This window comes from Kocuria rosea (assembly GCF_023715525.1).
GTDB lineage: Bacteria > Actinomycetota > Actinomycetes > Actinomycetales > Micrococcaceae > Kocuria > Kocuria rosea_A.
The window spans coordinates 13,758-30,103 of sequence record NZ_JAMBOG010000032.1 but is presented as its reverse complement, the minus strand read 5'-3'; the positions used below and the strand labels follow the sequence as shown (position 1 = coordinate 30,103).

The window sequence follows — 16,346 nt, the reverse complement described above, 5'->3', positions numbered from 1 at the left end:
ACCTGGGGTGTTGCCCGGGGCCGGTGCTGCGCGCGGCCCACCAGCGGGTCCTGGAGGCCACCGCGGCGACCGGTGACGAGCTGGCGCAGGCCGTGGCGGCCCTGCTGGTGCTCCACGGCCACCACCACGGGCTGCTGCCGGCGAGCCAGGCCCTTCCCGGGGCCCCGGACCCGCGCGCCCGCCGGGAGGCGGCCGGGGTGCTGCGCGCCTTCCTGGGACGCACCCTCACCCCCACCACCTGAGGCCGAGGGCGTGTCCACCGGTCGGTGTGCCGTTGCGGTGCATGCTGCGATCGGCCGAGCCTTCTCGAGGTGTGCGGAACATCCGGGGTGCTGATGGACGTCCTCCCCGCCGGCGGGACACTTCTCCGTGCGCCGTCCGTGGCGGAGCGTGCCCGGTCCCACGGCCTCATCACCGGTGCCACCATGGCCGACGAGGCGGCCCGGGTGCAGTGCGTGGCCGGGCGGGCGGTGACGAACTCCTTCAGCGCCGGACGCGCCCGGACCGCGCTGCTGCTGTCGGGGGCCGCCGGGCCACTCGCCCTGCCTGCCGTGGGAGAGCCGCCGACCTGTCCGGAGGCGCCGACGCCGGAGCAGCTGCGGCGTGAACTGCTGGACCACCTGGACTCCTGTCCCCCGCACCTCTCCCATGCCGGCTCGCACCTGCGGCCGGCGGGAGTGCGCAGGGAAGGGCTGGTGGCGCGCATCCGGGTCACCAGCGGCTCTCGGGAGCTCGCCTACGAGGTGCCCCTGGACGGCCGGCAGATGCCGGCCGCGGTGACGGGGGACGTCTCGGCCGTCTTCCCCTCCCGTCCCCGGGCGACGAGCTGAGCATGCTCGCTCGCCCCCGCTGGGCTCGAGGACCGAACGCCGGGCCACCGGCACAGCCCCGGGCCGACGGCGCCCGGCCTTCAGCGGCTCCCGGCTCCGCCGAGAGCACCCCTGCTGCCGCAACACGAGCGAGGCGGGAGGAGCGCGAGCGCGTTCCGGGTGGAGGTCGGACCACCGTCCGTGGTGATGAAGAGGCCGGTTGTAGGAGACTGGGCGGGCGACTTCCCCGTCCGTGGGTGCGCAGGCCCTGGCCGCGCAGGTGTCCGGCGGGAGAGCCGGAGGCGCCGTCGGCGTCGATCCCGGCCGGGAGGGCTGCGACGGCCGAATGGCCCCGGGGACACGACGACCACCACGAAGCGCAGCACCACAGGAAAGGAAGCCCATGAGGACAGTGCCGGAGGACATCGACACCCCGGAGATCCTGATCGACCGGGACGTGCTCGAGCGGAACATCCGACGGATGGCCACCGCCGTGCAGGCCAAGGGCCTGCAGCTGCGGCCGCACGCGAAGACCCACAAGATCCCCGAGATCGCCACGCTGCAGCTGGCGGCGGGAGCCGCCGGGCTCACCGTGGCGACCATCGGGGAGGCCGAGGTCTTCGTCGGGCACGGGGCCGACGACGTCTTCATCGCCTATCCGCTGTGGGTCGGCCCACGCCAGGCGCAGCGCCTGCGCCGCCTCAGCGCCGCGGCCCGGATCACGGTCGGGACCGATTCGGCGGAAGCAGCCGAGACCATGGCCGCCGGCCTCGGAGACGCTGCCGAGCGGCTCCAGGTCCTGGTCGAGATCGACAGCGGCCACCACCGCAGCGGCGTCAGCCCTGCCCGTGCCGTGGACGTGGCCCGGGCCGCCACGCGCGCCGGACTGCGCGTCACCGGAGTCTTCACCTTCCCCGGCCACAGCTACGCCCCGGGGATGCCCGTCGAGGCCGCCCAGCAGGAGCACGACGCCCTGCAGGAGGCCTCCGGGCTGCTGAAGGCCGCGGGGTTCGAGGTCACGCGCGTCAGCGGCGGATCGACTCCCACCGCGACCCTCACCGAGGCGACCGCGGCCACGGAAGTCCGGCCGGGGGTCTACGTCTTCGGCGACGCCCAGCAGCTCGAACTCGCCCGGTGCGCCCCGGAGGACATCGCCCTGACCATCGCCGCGACGGTCGTCAGCCGCCACGAAGGGGACGAGCTCGCCCCGCGCCGGGTCCTCCTGGACTCGGGCAGCAAGATCCTCGGCGGGGACCGGCCGGCCTGGGCGACCGGGTTCGGGCGGCTCCTGGATCATCCCGAGGCGCGCGTCACCGCCCTGTCCGAGCACCACGCCACCGTCGTCTGGCCCGACGGGAGCGCACTGCCCGCCCTCGGGCAGAGGCTGCGGGTGATCCCCAACCACGTGTGCGCGGCCGTGAACCTCGTCGACACCGTCACGGTGGTCAGCGGGGGCGAGGTCGCGGACCGCTGGAGCGTCGCTGCCCGCGGCCGGAACCAGTAGCCCCCCTCCGTTCTGGGCGCCCGGACGCCGGCCGGACGGGGCAACCCCCCTGCACCAGGTCATGGGGTTCTGCCCCCTCGGCCGGTGGAAGCCCGATCGAGGGGGCGTCCACCCCGTGCCGGTTCGACGTTGCGGACTCCGTCCTGGAGCCGGGAACGGCTCTCGCGGTGCTCATGGCCCAGCGGGGGAGCAGGGGCTCACGGCCCGTCCTGCTGGCCGCATCCCCACCGGTTCGATGGCCTCCACCGTCATGGTCGCCCGACCCCACGGCGCGTGGACCCCAGCGAGCGGGGCACCCGTACGGCGCAGCACCCGGGGCTCTCCCCGTCCACCCTCGGCCGGCGCCTCCGGGAGCTGCCGACACCCTGCCGTCCGGGCAGGTGCTCGTCGTGGGCGAAGCACCTGCCCGGACCGGCATCCGGTGCCGGCCGGCGGGCGGCAACCGTGTCCGTGCCCGTCACTACACTGGGCCGCATGAACGAGCAGGAACCGGACCTGCCCCGGGCCGTTGCGGTACCCGACGGCAGCGGGGGGCTCCGCGCGGACGCGGCCGTCCCATCCGCGCCGGTCGACGGCGGCGAGCCTGCAGGGCTGGTCGACCGCGAGGCCGTCGACACGTCCCTGCGCACTCCGGCGCAGCGGTCCCGCACCTTCGCCGGGATCCTGGTGAACACGGCGCTCGCCAACATCACGACCAGCTACCTGTGGTTCGCCCTGACGTTCTGGGTGTACCTGCAGACCCGCAACGTGATCGCCACCGGAGTGATCGGCGGCGCGTACATGCTGCTCATCGCCCTCTCCAGCATCAGCTTCGGCACCTTCGTGGACCGCTACCGCAAGCTGGCGGTGATGCGTTTCGCCGCCGGCTTCACCCTGGTGATGTTCGCGCTGTCCGGGGCCATGTTCCTGCTGACGCCCACCGCCTGGCTGCTGGACCTGGCCCGCCCGTGGTTCTGGGTCTTCTCCCTGGTCATCCTGACCGGTGCGGTGGTGGAGAACATGCGCAACATCGCCCTGTCCACCACGGTCACCATCCTCATCGAGCCGGATCGGCGGGCCAACGCCAACGGTCAGGTCGGCATGGTGCAGGGAGTGATGTTCATCGTCACCTCGGTGCTCTCCGGGCTGTCGGTCGGGTGGCTGGGCATGGGCTGGACGATCGCCCTCGCCGTGGTGCTCACGGCACTGGCCTTCGCGCACCTGCTCACCCTGCGCATGCCGGAGGAGGTGCGGCCGGCCGCCACGGACGCGCACGGCGGGTTCGACCTGCGCGGCTCCCTCGCCGCGGTGCGGGCCATTCCGGGCCTGTTCGCGCTGATCCTGTTCTCCACGTTCAACAACTTCGTCGGTGGCGTCTACATGGCCTTGATGGATCCCTACGGCCTGGAGCTGTTCCCCGTGGAGCTGTGGGGGACCTGCTTCGCGCTCGGCGCCACCGGATTCATCGTGGGCGGGGCGCTGATCGGCAAGTTCGGGCTCGGGTCCAACCCGCTGCGCACCATGCTCATCGCGGTGGTCCTGATGGGGGTCCTCGGTGCGGTGTTCACGCTGCGGGAGTGGGCATGGCTGTACATCGCCGGCATCTGGCTGTACCTGACCCTGGTGCCGTTCGTGGAGGCCGCCGAACAGACGGTCATCCAGCGGGTGGTGCCGCTGCAGCGGCAGGGCCGTGTGTTCGGCTTCGCCATGGCGTTCGAGTCCGCGGCGGCGCCGGTCACCGCGTTCCTCATCGCGCCGATCGCCCAGTTCTGGATCATCCCGTACGCACGCTCCGCGGAGGGCGCCGCCCAGCTGGCCCCGCTGCTGGGGGAGGGCACCTCCCGCGGCATCGCCCTGGTGTTCCTGGTGGCGGGGATCGTCATGATCGCGGCCGCGCTGCTGGCCTTCCTGACCCCGGTCTACCGACGGGTCTCGGCATCGTATGCGCGGGTGGCTGCGGAGGACGCGGCGAAGGGCGTCACCGTTCCCTCGTCCTCGGGGTGAGCCGGGACGCCGGATCCCGCCGTGGCCGTCGCGCGGGCCGTGGCCTGCCCGCCGGTGGGCTCGTCAGCGGGACAGCCGCCGCTCTCGCCTCAGGACCGCCAGGCCTCCCGCAGCGCACAAGCCTGCGGCCAGCGCTGCCAGGAGGACCGGGCTGCGAAGCCCTTGAGCCGTTCCGAAACCCACGGAACCCAGTGCTTGCCCGGTGGCCAGGGCGATGAACAGGATCGAGGTGCCTCCTCCTGCATGGTCCGGCCAGGCACGCCGCGCCCACAGGATGAGCACCGCGGTCAGGCCCATGTACCCGGCCCCGAAGACGGCCATGCTGGTGTAGGCCGCCCAGGAGCTGCCGGTGGCGACGGCCAGTGCGACTCCGGCGCCGGCCAGGGCCAAGACCCCGGCGCAGGTGCACCACCCGCCTCGTTGCCCGGTGCGCTCGACCAGGCCCCCGGCAAGGGTGCCGAGAAAGCCGCCCAGGCCCAAGGCGATCCACAGCCATCCGACCCGCTCCGGGGCCACGGCGCCCGAGCCGGTGACCAGCAACGGCCCGAACGTCCAGGTCAGGGACGAACCGGCGCCGACGATCACCGCCGCAGTGCCCGGGAGGAGCAGGGATCGCCACGCCCCGCGGGGCAGGACCGGGGGCGGCCCTGACGCGGAGGTCCGGGGGGCGGCCGGGCCGGTGCGGGCCCGCGCGGGACACCACGCCGCCGCCGTGGCCACCGCACACATCAGCGCCATGAACATCCACGCCGGGCCGATCGAGGGAGCGGCGAGAGCCAGCAGGCCGGCTCCGATGACGCCCACGGCTGTTCCCGCGTTGGCCACGGACTGGGCGGTGGCCGTGGCCTCAGGTGCCACCACCGCGTCGATGATCGCCACGAGGGCGGGAGAGGCGAAGCCGCCGGCCATGCCGCCGACGAAGACCGCGACGACGAACACCACCGGGTCCGAGGTCACGGCCACCCCCAGGCACCCCGTCGTCGCGGTGGCTCCGGCCAGCAGCAGCCCTGTTCGGGGGCTGCGGCCGACCAGGCGGGCGGCGACCACGGCGGCCAGGCAGTAGGAGGTGAACTGGGCGGCGGCCGCCCAGCCCAGGGCTGCGGCCAGTTCCGGGCGTTCCGCCGCCAGGTACGGAGCGAACAGGCCCACCCCGAAACGGGCCAGGCCGTAGGTGGCGGCGATCAGCAGCATCCCGGCCAGCGCCGTCCCCAGGCCGGTCCTGCGGGGCGTCTCCACGGTAGGTGCTGTCATCGGGCGCCCCTCCGGCATAACGGTCGTTCTACTGTAACGAGCGTTATGCTACTCGCATGGCCAATCCGCAGCACACCCGGGAGCGCATCCTCGACGCCGCCGAGAGCCTCTTCTTCCGCGAGGGCATCACCGTCACGGGGGTGGACCGGGTCGCCTCGGCGGCCGGGGTGGCGGTCGTGACGCTGTACAAGCACTTCGGCTCCAAGGACAACCTGCTGCGCGAAGTGCTCGCCCGTCGGCTCCGCGCATGGACCCACCACTGGGATGCTGCCGTCGCCGCCGCCGACTCCCCGCAGGACCGCCTGTTGGCCGTCTTCGACGCCATCGAGAGCTTCCGGGCCTCGGCCGGCCCCACCCAGTGGTGCTGCTTCCTCGCCACCGCCTCCGAACGCCCCGCCCCGGTGGATGGAAGCAGCGACCCGGTGTTCGAGCTGATCCAGCAGGACACCCAGCTGGTCACCGAGCGGCTTGCGGAACTGGCTCGCGAGGCCCGGTGTCAGGATCCGGCCGCTGTGGCCTCGGCCTTGCTGCTGCTCTACAACGGGGTGCTCAGCAGCATCCTGCGCGGCGCACCCGCCGACCCGATCACCTGTGCCCGCAGCACGGCACGGTCGGTCCTCGCGCCCTGTGCCGATGCGACGGTCGCAGCCCCCTCCTAGGACACCCGCGCCAAGTGCGCTGAGCCGCCTCGGTGGTCCGGGGAACGGTCGACCGGGGAACCGGCGAACACCACGCGGGCGCCCACCGGACGACCGCCGGCCCGGAGGCGCCGGCATGATCCTGACGCCGGACGCGCAACGACCGGGGGCCGCCTACTGCGACGGCTGCGAGACGTCGACGCCGGTGACCGGCTCGCCGGTCCGCTCGTAGACGAGGGAGATCGCGCCCTTCGGGAACGCCTGCGGCGGCTTCACCAAGGTGAAGGCGGCGGGGACGGTGCCGGCGCCGAAGATGCGCTTGCCCGAGCCCAGGATCAGCGGATAGAGGATGAGGCGCAGCCGGTCGACGAGGTCCTCCCTCAGCAGGGTCGTCACGAGCTCGCCACTGCCGAAGACGTGGACCTCGCCGAACCGGTCCTTGAGCGCTCGCACCTCGGCCGCGACGTCCCTCAGCACCGTGGTCGCCTCCCACGACGGGTCGGTCAGGGTGCGCGAGACGACGAACTTGGGCACCGCGTTGAACTTCGTGGCGATCGGGTCGTCGTCGCCGTGGCCCGGCCAGTAGCCGGCGAAGATGTCGTACGTCCTGCGACCGAGCAGCAGTGCATCGAGACGCTGGACGTCGGCGCCGATCGCCTCGCCCGATTCGTCGTCGACGTAGGCCCCCTGCCAGCCGCCGAGCGCGAAGCCGCCCTCACGGTCCTCGCCGGGCCCGCCCGGCGCCTGGTAGACGCCGTCGAGGGTGGTGAAGAGGTCGACCTGGATGATTCCCATGGTGTGGTCCTTCGGCGTGCTCCGGCGACATCCGGGGTGCACATCTTCGCGTGAGGAAATCCGGCCGTCAACCCTTCCCGGTGGGCGACCGCCCATCCGCGCCCACCGGTCGCGATGCTCCGCGCCACCCAGCCGGAGTGCTGGGCGCCGGGCCTGGCGGAGTCGGAGCGCTCCTTCCCGCACGTTCCGCCTCCATCGCCTGCCCTGTCACGGGAGTGGACCGGTCCCCTCGACCGGCCCGCCGCGATCCCTGCCGCCGTGCGGGCCACCACCAGGACCATGTCGGGTGGACCAGAGCCCGAGCCAGAGCCCGAGCCAGAGCCCGCACGTGCCCGGCGTTCCTGGACGCCGTGCTGGTGGCGCCGGGACGAGACGACCTGGCCTCCCCGGCCCGGTGGGCGGGGCGTCAGGGTGGGGGCCGTGGGACTTCGTGCGCCGCTGCGCGTCCGCGGGGAACTCGTCGAGCGCGTCGGCGGCCCGGGACTCCGTCATCCACCCGTGCAGCAGCTCGGTCACGACATGAGGGTGGAGCGCCTCCGCCGTCGGGCGCCGGTGCCGGCGGCTGGACCGGTCCGTCGGCGCGGCGACCACCTCGGGTCACCCGTGGACGTCCGAGGTCTCCTCCTCGAGGTCGTCGAGCATCCACTCCGAGAGCTGTCCGGCAGGGACGACGACCGTGCCGGCCCGCAGCTGTTGTGCTGCGTGGGGCGACAGGGGCTCCTCGGCGGTCTCGGCGTGGTAGGTGGCCAGCGCCGCGGTGTAGCCGGCGGCCAGGGCCTCGCTCCATGCCCGGTGACCGGCGTAGCCAGGGTGGCCGGGATCGGGGCTGCGCAGATCGAGCCATCGTGCCGGCTCCGGGGGATGGGGGATGACGGGCATCAGGCGCTGGTGCAGGGTCCAGGTGACGTCGGCCCAGCGACCGGCGGGGGTGACCACCATGGGGTAGTAGGTGGCGATCCATCGGGTGGGGGAGTGGGGGTGCAGCTCGACGGCCAGAGCCCCGGAGGCAGAGGTGTTCATGCCTTCTTCCTGTGCACGGTGGGAGGGTGGTGGCGGCCGGGGGCTGGACCGCCCCGCCGGGCCGGAAGGGACCCCGACGGCGATGCTCCAGAGTAGGCACTGCACCGACGACGATCGAGGCAGGCTGAGCAATATGACGACGACCGGCCTGTCCGGCCATCCGCAGCGGGGCGCCCCGCTCCGCGGCTCCGGCGATGGCCCGGCGTTCCCGCCCGTGGTGGCGCCTGTCACACCTCGGGCGGGTACTCCTCCGGCCGCAGATCGCGGCTGTAGGGGATGCTGCTGCCGGGGATCAGGTAGTTGGCGGCCCGGACGAGGCTGTCCCGGTGCAGGGGTGGGAGGTAGAGGGCATGGTGCAGGTAGGCGTCGGCCTCCAGCTCGGCGACCTCCCCGCCCAGGAGCTCGTACGTCTGCCACAGGTCGTGCACTGCCAGACCGGCACCGGCGATCGCGGTACGTATCAACCGGGCCTGTGCTCTGGCGATCGCCCGATCGTCCATGTGATCCCTCCACCCGCCGGTACCAGCGTAGTCGGGGGCGGCGGTCGTCGACGGGGTGGGCGCATGGTCTTCGGCGCACCTGGTTCCCGCGCCCGGAGGCCGGGCGGCCGATCGGCGGGCCCTCGGCATGGATCCCGGTGGGCGTCGCCCGACCTCCAGCGACAGGCAGTGCCGCCACAGGCTGCGGCTGACCGGGGCAGGAGGGCGGGGCGCCCAGCAGCACGTCTCGAGGGGCGTCAGCTGCTGAGGCAGTCGTGGACGAAACCGCGCAGCCACTGCTGGGCGGGGTCGTTGGCGCGCTGGGGCGTCCAGGCCATCGACACCGTGAACCGCGGCATGGTGATCGGCGGCTCCGAGAGGGTGAGGCCGGTGGCGGCGGCGAAGGCCTGCCCGGCGTGGCGGGGCAGGGTGACGACCACGTCGGCGGTCTTCAAGGGGGTCAGGGCTCCGGCGAAGTGGGTGGTGGAGCCGATGATGCGCCGGCGCAGCCCGCGGCCCTCGAGCAGGTCGTCGACGATGCCGCGCCGGCCGTCGTAGGAGACCAGCAGGTGGGGCAGGGCCAGGTAGTCCTCCAGCGACAGAGGAGTGCCCAGGCCCAGGCGCTCCCCGTCGTAGAGGCAGGCGTACCCGGAGCTGAACAGCTCCTCGCGCGGGAAGCTCTCGGCCGGCCCGGGCAGCGCTCCGATGGCCAGGTCCACCGAGCCCTCGGTGAGCAGGGACTCGACGGTGTAGCGGTTGGACTGGCGCACCAGCACGGACACCTGCAGGCCCTGCCCCTGCAGGCGCTTCAGCATCGGCGGCAGCACGTGGGCCTCCACGTCGTCGGACATCGCCAGCACGAAGGTGCGGGTGCTCTCGCGCGGGTCGAAGACGGCCTCCTCGAACAGCACCCCGGCCAGTTCCCGCAGCGCCCACCGGATGCGCGGGGCGATCTCCTGCGCCTTGGGCGTGGGGGCCATCCCGTCCTTGGTGCGGATGAACAGCTCGTCGTCGAAGAGCCGGCGCAGCCGGCCCAGCGCGGCACTGGCGGCGGCCTGGCTGATGCCCAGCACGTGGGCGGTGCGCGTGACGTGGCGCTCGCGCATGAGCACCTCGAAGGTGACCAGCAGATTGAGGTCCACACCCCGGAAATCACGCTCGTCGATGTTCATCATCGCCCATATTAGTTTCCCTTTTGATGAGGGGGAGGGGACACTTCTTCCCATGACCTCCGTACGTGCTGCGGTCGTGCAGGCGGGCTCCGTCCTGTTCGACACCGCGGCCACCGTGGCCAAGGCCGAGCACTGCATCCGGGCAGCCGCCTCCTCCGGCGCTGAGCTCATCGTGCTGCCCGGGGTGTTGCCGGGCAGCCACCCCACGGGCCTGGACTTCGGGATCACCGTGGGGTCCCACTCGGCCGCAGGGCGGAAGCTGTTCCGCCGCTGCTTCGACGCGGCCGTGACGGTGCCGGGGCCCGAGACGCAGCTCCTGGCTGCGCTGGTCGGCGGGGGGTCCACCATCGTCTCCCCGCGGGGGGCGGTGCTGGCCGGTCCGTTGCGCGGCGCCGAGGGCGTGCCGGGGGCCGAGGCGGACCTGGACGAGGTGACCCGGGCGAAGTCCGACCTCGACACCGTCGGGCACTACACCCGCCCCGACGTCTTCACCCTCACCGTGGACGGAACCCCCCGAGCCGCCGTCCGGTCCGGCGGCGCCCCACCGGGGCGGGCGGGCTGGGGCGCGCCCGGCATTCCCGGAGGCGCCGCCTCCGCCCCCGCTCGGGCGCAGCGTCCGAGCCATCCCTGCGAGCACTCACCCCGAGGACACCATGAGCAAGCCTGACCACAGCAATGACCAGCCGGCCCAGCCCAAGCGCACCTTCTTCCGGCGGTTCGACGACTTCGCCATGCGCTTCTACGGCCCCGCCGCCCGCAGCCCGCGGAACCTGCGGGGCCAGGACCGGCCGAGCGAGCAGACCAGGCAGTGGTACCAGAACCTCCAGCAGGACTACGTCATGGACAAGGACGCCTCCGGCCGCACCTACCTGCGGCCCCGCCGCCCCGAGGACGGCCCCGCCGCCCCGCCGAACCCCCGGTGACCACCACGACCACCCCGCCGAACCGCCGGAGGCCCCCAGGGCCCCGGCGGAACAGGAGGTCGCGCGGCAGTTCGCACCGGCTCCCGGAGCCGCGAGGTCCTGCTGTCCGTGCTCCTCCGGGTGCATGAGGAGAAGCCCCTGGTGCGCGCTGCGTTATTGATGCACTGATAGTGCAGTATGATGCACTCATGGACGAGAGCACGACGACCCTGGCGGCGGCCATCGGCGCCCGGGTCAAGCAGGAGCGGCAGTCCCGGCACTGGACCCTGGACCGACTGGCCGAGGCCGCCGGGGTCAGCCGCCGGATGGTGGTCAACGTGGAGCAGGGGGCGACGAACCCCAGCGTGGGAACCCTCCTGCGGATCAGCGACGCCCTGGGGGTCGGGCTGCCGGCGCTGGTGGAGCCACCGCAGCCCAAGCCGGTGAAGGTCACCCGGCGCGGTGAGGGGGCCGCCCTGTGGAGCAGTGACTCCGGCGGCCGCGGGATCCTCGTGGCCGGCACCGAACCGCCGGACGTGGTGGAGCTCTGGGACTGGACCCTGGAACCTGGCGACCGGCACGGCAGCGAGGCCCACACCCCGGGCACCAAGGAGCTCCTGCAGGTCCAGCAGGGCACGATCACGGTCCAGGTCGCCGAGCAGTCGATCGTCCTCGAGGCCGGCGACGCGGTCTCCTTCCCCGGCGACGTCGTCCACGCCTACGCCAACCCGGGGACCGGGACGGCGCGGTTCAGCCTGACCGTCTACGAGCCGGGCGTGGGCTCGGGACACCACCCGGAGGTCCCCGGTGCCTGAGCCGATCGTGCTGGAGCAGGTTCTCGACGGCGGCCGTGTCGACGCCGCGGTGTTCGCGCTGTGCCCGGACTACCGTGCCGTGCTGCTGGCCGTCGACGGGCTCGTGCCGGGCCCCAGCGATGCGGCCGGTGAGGAGCTGCTGCGGACGGCCGAAGCCGCCGCCCGCCGCGCGCTGGACGACCGGCCGGTGGAGCGGCTGCCGCACGTGGCCGCGTGGCGGGAGGTCTACCGCGCGTTCGGGGCCAAACCCCAGCGCACGCGCAACAGCCTGGAGGCCCTGCTGCGCCGGGCGGCCTCCGGGCTGCCCCGGGTCAACCGGCTGACCGATCTCTACAACGCGGTCTCGGTGCTGCACCAGATCCCGCTCGGCGGGGAGGACCTGGCCCGCTACCGAGGGGCGCCCCGGCTGCTGCGGGCCACCGGCGAGGAGCCCTTCGACACCGTCGCCGGCGGCGAGGCGGTGATCGAGCACCCCGAACCGGGCGAGGTGGTGTGGTGCGACGAGGCCGGGGTGACCTGCCGGCGCTGGAACTGGCGCCAGGGCCGCCGCACCCAGCTGCGCGAGGACACCACCACCGCTCTGTTCGTCCTCGACGCCCTCCACCCCGTGACCGACGAGGCACTGCACGCCGCCGCCGAAGACCTCGCCGCGCACCTGGAGCGGCTCGGTCCCGACGTGCGGATCGCCCGCCGCCTGTTCACCGCCGGCACGACCTTCGACCAAGGAGACTGACATGCTCATCCACCCCTCGGGGCCCATCCCCGGTGGCCGGCGCACCCGGGGGAGTCGGCCATGACCCCCCGTTCCCCCTCCACCGCCGGGGTGCCCCCCTGGGGGCTGGCCGTGGCGGCGATGCTCTCGATCCAGCTCGGCTCGGCCCTGTCCGTGGGCCTGATCTCCACGGTGGGCCCGGCCGGCACCGCCTGGCTGCGGCTCAGCGCCGGAGCACTGATCTTCCTGGCCCTGGCCCGCCCTCCGCTGCGCGATGTCCGCCGGTCCGACGTGCCGGCGCTGCTGGGTCTGGGCGTCACCACCGGGGTGATGACCACCGGGTTCCTCGCCGCGATCGAGCGCATCCCGCTGGGCACCGCCGTGGCCATCGAGTTCCTCGGCCCGCTGACCGTCGCCGCCGTGCGCACCCACAGTCCCCGAGCGCTCGTCTGGCCCGCCCTGGCGCTGGTCGGCGTCGTCCTGCTCACCGAACCGTGGCACGGTGCGATCAACCTCGCCGGCGTCGGCTTCGCCGCGCTGGGCTCCGTCGGGTGGGGCGTCTACATCCTGCTCACCCAGCGGATCGGCGACCGCTTCACCGGCATCGGCGCGCTGTCCCTGACCGTGCCCATCGCGGCCGCCACGGCCGCGGTCATCGGCATCCCGCAGGCCGCCGGGCACATCACCCCCGGCGTCCTCGCCGCCGCGGCCGGGCTCGCCCTGCTGCTCCCCGTCCTGCCGTTCGCCCTCGAGATGCTCGCCCTGCGCCAGATGACGCCCACCGCGTTCGGGACCCTGATGGCCCTGGAGCCTGCCTTCGGCGTGCTCCTGGGGCTGCTCGTGCTCCACCAGCAGCCCTCGGCCACCCAGATCGCCGGCATCCTGCTCGTCGTCCTCGCCGGGGCGGCCGCACAGCGCGGCGGCCGCCGCCCACGGTCCGCCGAACCCACCGAGGTCCACGCCGCCCTCGACCCCATCGGCTAGGGGAGGCCCCCCCGTTGCCGCCGGGGCGGCCCCATCCCGGCGGGGAGGGCTGCCGCCCTGGCTGCCGCCGTCGACCACGACAGGAGATGACACGATGTTCACCGGCTTGAGCGCCTTCCCCCTCACCCCGCTCGCGCACGATGCGGTGGACGAGGCCGCCTTCGTGCGCCTGGTCCAACGGCTCGCGGCGGCGCAGGTGGACTCCATCACCGTCCTCGGATCCACCGGCTCCTACGCCTACCTGAGCGCCGAGGAGCGGAGCCGCGTCGCCCGACTGGCGGTGGAGCACGCCGGGAACATCCCGGTGGTCGTCGGTGTCGGGGCGCTGCGGGCCTCGCACGTGCTCACCAACGTCGAGCAGGCGCAGCACGCCGGGGCGTCGGGGGTGCTGCTGGCGCCGATGACGTACCAGCCCCTCACCGACGACGACGTGGTGGAGCTCTTCCGCACCGTCACCCAGAACACCGCGCTGCCGGTCGTCGTCTACGACAACCCGGGCACCACCCACTTCGCCTTCAGCACCGAGCTCTACGGGCGCATCGCGGAACTGCCCGGTATCGCCTCCATCAAGATCCCCGGCGTCCCCGCCGACCCGCGGCGCGCACGAGCACGGCTCCAGGAGATCCGAGCGGTGATCCCGGACCACGTGACGATCGGGGTCTCCGGGGACGCCACGGCGGCCGCCGGACTGGCCGCCGGCTGCGATGCCTGGTACTCGGTCGTCGCAGGCACCCTGCCGGCCCTGGCGCTGCGCATCACCCGGCCCGCCCTGGCCGGGCGAACCGACGAGGCGGCGGCCGAGTCCGAGCGGCTGGCACCGCTGTGGCAGCTCTTCGCCGAGTTCGGGAGCCTGCGGGTCGTGGCCGCCGTCGCCGAGCGGCTGGGACTGGCTCCGCGGGGGTGCCTGCCGCTGCCCATCCAGGGGCTGGACGAGCAACGGCGCGCCCGCGTGGCCGGGGTCGTCGACGACCTCGGGCTCGACCAGCACTGAGGCCGGGGTTCCCGGCCCGGACAAGTGCTGGAGCAACGTCGCCGCGCTGCGTCCTGGCCGCGGAACCTGCGTCTCGTCGGTCGTCGCCGTCGTGGCCGCCCCGGGCCCCGCAGAGCGCCCTGTGGCGGGAGCTCCGCCTCCACCGGTCCGTGACAGCGGCTGCCTGCCACAGGCCGGTCAGCGCAGACGCTGTCCGTCCCCGAGCTGGCGCAGGATGTGGGCCGCGTCGTAGTACCGGTGTTCCTCCACGACCTTGCCCTCGGCCCCGAAGCGGCAGAAGAACGCCACCGGGAGCCGCAGCCGGCGTCCGGTCGGCGGCAGCTTGCCCGTGGCGAGAACGAGCGGCCCGGCGTGCACGCCGGAGATCGTCATCTCCGCGGCCACGCAGTCCTCGTCGACGACCACGCGGACCAGCTCGCTCGTCACGTCGGGCATCGCGGTCATGTAGGCCCGGGTGTCGTCCTGGACGGGTTTGCGTCCCTGCAGCGGCTCCGGGTAGGAGGGGTGGACGACCAGGGTGTCCTCCGCGTAGAGGGACGCGACGCCCACGGCGTCGTGGGCGTTGAAGGCCTCCGACCACTGCCGCATGGTCTCCCGATGTCCTGCCGGTGCTGTGGTGGTCACGGTGGCTGCTCCCTGTCCTGACGGCCTGCGCGATACGGGGTTCTCCTCGACGGTAGGAGGCGGGAACCGCGCGCTTCAAGCACGTCATCGGATGTTGTCCTGGCCGACGTCTGCGTGACACTCGTGGCGCCTGCGTGACGCGGCAGCTGGGGCTCCCCGGGCGCGGCGCCGGGCGGGAGCGCATCGCCCGGCGCGATGCGGCGGTGTGGTGGTCGGCAGGCAGCAGCTTCTGCCTGTGCGGACTGTGCCCGGGCCCCGGTCCAGCGTGCTCGCCGGCTAGCCGAGCACTGAGGCCAGGTCCAGGGAGGGCAGGTCCGGGGCCTCGAGGTCGGGCCGGGCGAAGTAGGCCGGGTACCGGGTGCCGGAGCGGTTGAGCCAGGCCGTGCGCATCCCGGCGGCACGGGCCCCGTGGACGTCCCACGGGTGCACGGCCACCAGCAGCATCCGTTCCAGCGCGGTGCCGCACCGAGCCGCGGCATACTCGTAGGCCGCCCGGGCCGGCTTCCAGGCCGGGGCGTCCTCCACGCTGAGCAGACGGGAGAAGCGCTGCCGGATCCCGGCTCCGGTGAGCAGCGTGTCGGCCACCGTCGTCGCACCGTTGCTCAGCGTCACCAGCTCAGCCGCCGGGTGCAGGGCCTCGATGCCGGGCACCACGTCGGGGTGGACCTCCAAGGTCGTGAGCGTGCCCATGATCGACTCCACGGCCGCCGCCACGGACGGCACGCCGTCCTCCGCCAGGAGACGGGACAGGCTGTCCCGGGCGATGTCGGCGAAGGCGGTGCTGCCCCCGGCGGCGGTGGCCGCGAAGCCGTCCCGGAGGATCCCGGCGAACCAGGTGGTCGCCAGGTGCTCCGGAGCCCCGGCGGCGGCGAACGCCGGCCCCAGGGGCGTCATGTCGGACAGGGTCTCGTTGACGTCGAACACGATCACATCCACAGCGCTGGCCACGGTCCCACCTCGTCGTCTCCTCGCGGGCCCCGCACGTCGTGGCGGGTCGGTGTGCCCGAGCCTACGCGTCCTTCACCTCGGTCCCCGGGCCCTCTCCTGCATGTCCACCACCACGGCGGGACCGCCGGCATCGTCGGGTCCCCCACGGCCGCCCGGCGGGGCGCGACCGTGGGGCTGGCCGCACCGGCCCGCACCGGCCCGCACCGGCGGGGACTGCCTGTGGACCGGGTGCGTGCCCTCCAGGACCCTGGTGGCCGCCGCCCGCGGCGACCGCCGCACCGCGGCCACGGGCGGGAACGACTACGACGCCGTCCGCGCCAGCGAGGTCGTCCTCGAGGTCGCCTTCACCGATCCGGAGATCGCCGTGGTGGGCCTGACCTCCGCCGACGGGCCGGGCACCACCGTCCGCACCGCCGACCACGTCCACCTGGACCGGGCGATCACCGAGGACGACGCTGCCGGCTCCACCCGGCTGGTCCTCGACCCCAAGGGGAGGATCCTGGGCGGCACCGTCGCGGGGCCCCGCGCCGGGGAGTCGATCGGGGAGCTCGCGCTGGCCGTCCACCGCGGTCCGTCCACCGGGGACCTGGCCTCGGTCACCCGCCCGTACCCCACCTGCGACGACGGGATCTGGAACGCGGCTGCGCTGCACGAGCAGGCCGGGAAACGGCTGCCATGGTCTGCGGTCGGGGTGGCCGGGCCCGCGGGGTCGTGACACG

General features: G+C 73.7%; 18 protein-coding genes and 1 pseudogene. 12 read left to right on the top strand and 7 right to left on the bottom strand.

Going from position 1 to position 16,346, the window contains the following annotated elements; translation table 11 throughout:
• From M3185_RS15900 to M3185_RS15885, 4 genes and pseudogenes are all read left to right on the top strand, one after another.
• Positions 1-242 (top strand): annotated as a pseudogene (locus M3185_RS15900) (response regulator receiver protein); the annotation flags it as partial.
• A 69-nt stretch (positions 243-311) separates the two neighbouring features.
• Positions 312-830 (top strand): hypothetical protein, encoded by a 519-nt coding sequence (locus M3185_RS15895; protein WP_251334649.1) that lies wholly within the window; start codon positions 312-314, stop codon positions 828-830.
• Between the two features lie 382 nt (positions 831-1,212).
• Positions 1,213-2,313 (top strand): alanine racemase, encoded by a 1,101-nt coding sequence (locus M3185_RS15890; protein WP_251334648.1) that lies wholly within the window; start codon positions 1,213-1,215, stop codon positions 2,311-2,313.
• 474 nt (positions 2,314-2,787) lie between these two features.
• Positions 2,788-4,296 (top strand): MFS transporter, encoded by a 1,509-nt coding sequence (locus M3185_RS15885; protein ID WP_251334647.1) that lies wholly within the window; start codon positions 2,788-2,790, stop codon positions 4,294-4,296.
• Positions 4,297-4,359: 63 nt separating this feature from the next.
• On the opposite strand, the gene M3185_RS15880 is transcribed toward M3185_RS15885, so the two are convergent.
• The gene (locus M3185_RS15880) at positions 4,360-5,547 is read right to left on the bottom strand and encodes an MFS transporter (protein WP_251334646.1); all 1,188 of its coding nucleotides are present in this window, start codon (positions 5,545-5,547) and stop codon (positions 4,360-4,362) included.
• Positions 5,548-5,603: 56 nt separating this feature from the next.
• Between M3185_RS15880 and M3185_RS15875 the strand changes: the two genes are divergently transcribed.
• Positions 5,604-6,206, top strand: a complete 603-nt coding sequence (locus M3185_RS15875) for a TetR/AcrR family transcriptional regulator (RefSeq protein ID WP_251334645.1) — start codon at positions 5,604-5,606, stop codon at positions 6,204-6,206.
• A gap of 153 nt (positions 6,207-6,359) precedes the next feature.
• Here M3185_RS15875 and M3185_RS15870 read toward each other — a convergent pair whose 3' ends face one another.
• The 4 genes from M3185_RS15870 to M3185_RS15855 form a co-directional block, all read right to left on the bottom strand.
• Complete coding sequence (locus tag M3185_RS15870) at positions 6,360-6,980, bottom strand: dihydrofolate reductase family protein (RefSeq protein WP_251334644.1); 621 nt, start codon at positions 6,978-6,980, stop codon at positions 6,360-6,362.
• A gap of 597 nt (positions 6,981-7,577) precedes the next feature.
• Entirely contained in the window at positions 7,578-8,000 is a 423-nt protein-coding gene (locus M3185_RS15865) for a hypothetical protein (protein WP_251334643.1), read from the bottom strand.
• A 227-nt stretch (positions 8,001-8,227) separates the two neighbouring features.
• Positions 8,228-8,500, bottom strand: coding sequence for a hypothetical protein (locus M3185_RS15860; protein ID WP_251334642.1), 273 nt, complete (start codon positions 8,498-8,500; stop codon positions 8,228-8,230).
• Between the two features lie 236 nt (positions 8,501-8,736).
• A complete protein-coding gene (locus M3185_RS15855; protein ID WP_251334641.1) occupies positions 8,737-9,654 on the bottom strand; it encodes a LysR family transcriptional regulator in 918 nt (305 codons plus the stop codon).
• Positions 9,655-9,703: 49 nt separating this feature from the next.
• Here M3185_RS15855 and M3185_RS15850 point away from each other — a divergent pair, with 49 nt between their 5' ends.
• The 6 genes from M3185_RS15850 to M3185_RS15825 all read left to right on the top strand — a co-directional run bounded on the left by M3185_RS15850 (position 9,704) and on the right by M3185_RS15825 (position 14,055).
• On the top strand, positions 9,704-10,318 hold the full coding sequence (locus M3185_RS15850; RefSeq protein WP_251334640.1) for a nitrilase-related carbon-nitrogen hydrolase: 615 nt from the start codon (positions 9,704-9,706) through the stop codon (positions 10,316-10,318).
• Complete coding sequence (locus tag M3185_RS15845; protein WP_251334639.1) at positions 10,305-10,574, top strand: hypothetical protein; 270 nt, start codon at positions 10,305-10,307, stop codon at positions 10,572-10,574. Before M3185_RS15850 ends, M3185_RS15845 begins: the two co-directional genes overlap by 14 nt.
• A 188-nt stretch (positions 10,575-10,762) precedes the next feature.
• Positions 10,763-11,368 carry a helix-turn-helix domain-containing protein gene (locus M3185_RS15840; protein ID WP_251334638.1) on the top strand — a complete coding sequence of 202 codons (606 nt, stop codon included), beginning with the start codon at positions 10,763-10,765 and terminating at the stop codon, positions 11,366-11,368.
• Positions 11,361-12,101: a B3/B4 domain-containing protein gene (locus M3185_RS15835; RefSeq protein ID WP_251334637.1), complete on the top strand. Its 741-nt coding sequence runs from the start codon at positions 11,361-11,363 to the stop codon at positions 12,099-12,101. The genes M3185_RS15840 and M3185_RS15835 overlap by 8 nt, the downstream gene beginning before the upstream one ends.
• A 60-nt stretch (positions 12,102-12,161) precedes the next feature.
• A complete protein-coding gene (locus tag M3185_RS15830; RefSeq protein WP_251334636.1) occupies positions 12,162-13,064 on the top strand; it encodes an EamA family transporter in 903 nt (300 codons plus the stop codon).
• A 94-nt stretch (positions 13,065-13,158) separates the two neighbouring features.
• Positions 13,159-14,055, top strand: coding sequence for a dihydrodipicolinate synthase family protein (locus tag M3185_RS15825; protein ID WP_251334635.1), 897 nt, complete (start codon positions 13,159-13,161; stop codon positions 14,053-14,055).
• Positions 14,056-14,232: 177 nt separating this feature from the next.
• Here the strand turns inward: M3185_RS15825 and M3185_RS15820 are convergent, their stop codons facing one another.
• Positions 14,233-14,679 carry an ester cyclase gene (locus M3185_RS15820; protein WP_251334634.1) on the bottom strand — a complete coding sequence of 149 codons (447 nt, stop codon included), beginning with the start codon at positions 14,677-14,679 and terminating at the stop codon, positions 14,233-14,235.
• A gap of 276 nt (positions 14,680-14,955) precedes the next feature.
• Positions 14,956-15,627: a haloacid dehalogenase type II gene (locus tag M3185_RS15815; RefSeq protein ID WP_251334633.1), complete on the bottom strand. Its 672-nt coding sequence runs from the start codon at positions 15,625-15,627 to the stop codon at positions 14,956-14,958.
• Positions 15,628-15,859: 232 nt separating this feature from the next.
• Between M3185_RS15815 and M3185_RS15810 the strand changes: the two genes are divergently transcribed.
• A complete protein-coding gene (locus tag M3185_RS15810) occupies positions 15,860-16,342 on the top strand; it encodes a hypothetical protein (protein ID WP_251334632.1) in 483 nt (160 codons plus the stop codon).
• Positions 16,343-16,346: the final 4 nt, after the last annotated feature.